We start from the raw sequence: 2513 nt of genomic DNA, 5'->3' as shown, positions 1-2513 counted from the left end.
GCCACTAGGATAAAACCAGACTTTTTACTCCATCGCACCCTGAATGCTGGAGGAGACCTATGAAGTGCTCAACGCGCAGCGGTAGGCTTTGATTGGTCGACTCTCGAGCCGGTGCTGGCGAAAGTTCATGAAGAGATCGATGAAGTCATGTATGAGGCGCGTCAGCCGGAGGTAGATCCATCCAAGCTTGCGGAGGAGGTGGATGATTTGCTGTCCGCTACGGTAAACCTGTCGCGCTATCTGGGCCAGTGCGGAAGTCGCTCTGCAATAGGCCAACGGCAAATTCAAGCGCCGCTTCCCCACCAGGTGGAAGCGATTATTGATGTACAGGGCTTACGCCTGCGCAGGCGAGCCTTGGAGCAAATCGAAGATGCTTGGCAGCAAGGTCAAGCACTGGGAAAAAGAGGTATAACCGTGCGCTGCCGACCCAGCCAGCGATTTCGCGATTAAGGCGGATACTCCGGGTTGTAGGTAACGTACCGCGGTGGTTGATGTGCCGAGACAGCGGATACGGCCGGTTTTTTCTATTTTATTATTATTTGAATTTTTTCCATCACATTACATCGCATCACTGCACGGAGGTGGTTTGCAACAGGGCGCAGGCGGATGAGCAAAACGAATATTTGTGACGAAGCGCAGCTTCAGGTACACTATCTTCCCGTCTTGGTTATTTCGTCTTATACCTAATTTTTCAGGTTCAGCATGACAACGAACTATATTTTTGTAACCGGCGGGGTCGTCTCCTCCTTGGGTAAAGGCATTGCCGCAGCTTCCTTAGCGGCTATTCTCGAAGCCCGGGGTCTTAACGTTACCATCATGAAGCTGGACCCCTACATCAATGTGGATCCTGGTACTATGAGCCCTATCCAACACGGCGAGGTTTTCGTAACCGAAGACGGCGCCGAAACGGATCTGGACTTAGGGCACTATGAGCGCTTCATCCGTACCAAAATGTCGCGCCGCAATAACTTCACCACCGGCCGTATCTATTCTGACGTGCTGCGAAAAGAGCGCCGCGGCGACTATCTGGGCGCCACCATTCAAGTAATTCCCCATATCACTAACGCCATTAAAGAACGCATTATAGAAGGCGGCGAAGGCCATGATGTGGTACTCGTGGAAATCGGCGGTACGGTAGGGGATATTGAATCACTGCCGTTTCTGGAAGCCATTCGTCAAATGGCAGTGGAAATCGGACGCGAGCACACCCTCTACATACATTTGACCCTAGTTCTTTATATGGCGGCGTCGGGGGAGGTAAAAACCAAACCGACCCAGCATTCGGTGAAAGAGCTGCTATCCATCGGTATCCAGCCTGACGTGCTGATATGCCGTTCCGATCGGTCGGTGCCCAACAACGAGCGAGCGAAAATTGCTTTATTCTGTAACGTGCCGGAAAAGGCGGTGATTTCGCTTAAAGATGTTGATTTAATTTATAAAATTCCGGCTCTATTGAAATCGCAAGGGCTGGACGATTATATTTGTAAACGATTCAGCTTGAACTGTCCCGAGGCAGATCTGTCAGAATGGGAGCAGGTGATTTATCAGCAGGCCAATCCGGTCGGTGAAGTAACCATTGGCATGGTCGGTAAATATATTGAGTTGCCGGACGCCTATAAATCGGTTATCGAGGCTCTAAAACACGCCGGACTGAAAAATCGCCTGACGGTAAATATCTGCCTGATCGATTCTCAGGATGTTGAAACCCGCGGTGTCGAAATATTGAAAGATTTGGACGCTATCCTTATCCCCGGAGGCTTCGGCTATCGTGGCGTGGAGGGTAAAATCCTGACTGCTCAATATGCGCGCGAGCAAAAGATCCCTTACCTGGGCATCTGCCTGGGCATGCAGGTGGCATTAATCGAATTTGCTCGCCACGTAGCAGGGATGCAGGATGCCAACTCTACCGAATTTGTGCCAGACTGTAAGTATCCGGTAGTGGCGCTTATCACTGAATGGTGCGATGAGGACGGCAATTTGGAAATGTGCACCGAGCAAAGCGATCTGGGCGGCACAATGCACCTCGGCAATCAACCATGCCATCTGGCGGACGGCAGCCTGGCGCGAGCATTGTACGGCGAGGCCACCATCGTGGAACGCCACCGACATCGCTATGAAGTCAATAATATGCTGTTGAAACACATTGAGGCTGCCGGGCTGCGCGTTGCCGGCTGGTCGGGAGATAATAAGCTGGTAGAGATTATCGAATACCCGGATCATCCTTGGTTTGTTGCCAGCCAGTTCCACCCAGAATTCACCTCGACGCCTCGTGATGGTCATCCGTTATTCGCGGGCTTCGTCAAAGCCGCGGACGACTATCAAAAACGGACACAGAATAAAAACAGGGAGCAGCCTGAGCGCGATCGGCGATGGTAGCCTGTCAGGAATTGTGTTAACTTGTACTGAGGAAATACGAATGTCCAAAATTGTAAAAGTCATTGGCCATGAAATCATCGACTCCCGCGGAAATCCGACCGTAGAAGCAGAAGTACACCTGGAGGGTGGTTTTGTTG

2 protein-coding genes and 1 pseudogene are annotated in these 2513 nt (G+C 51.3%); all 3 read left to right on the top strand.

The window, feature by feature from the left end:
* Window positions 1-75: 75 nt before the first annotated feature.
* Window positions 76-450: pseudogene (locus BG74_RS04995) on the top strand (hypothetical protein); the annotation flags it as partial.
* A gap of 252 nt (window positions 451-702) precedes the next feature.
* Window positions 703-2376 carry a glutamine hydrolyzing CTP synthase gene (gene pyrG, locus BG74_RS04990; protein WP_066597035.1) on the top strand — a complete coding sequence of 558 codons (1674 nt, stop codon included), beginning with the start codon at window positions 703-705 and terminating at the stop codon, window positions 2374-2376.
* Window positions 2377-2416: 40 nt separating this feature from the next.
* Window positions 2417-2513 (top strand): hypothetical protein (locus tag BG74_RS16795; protein WP_439895664.1); only part of this gene is annotated, 97 nt, incomplete at its 3' end.

The organism is Sodalis-like endosymbiont of Proechinophthirus fluctus (assembly GCF_001602625.1).
Classification (GTDB): Bacteria; Pseudomonadota; Gammaproteobacteria; order Enterobacterales; family Enterobacteriaceae.
Note: the sequence above shows the minus strand (reverse complement) of the source record. Positions and strands in the feature narration are given on the sequence as shown.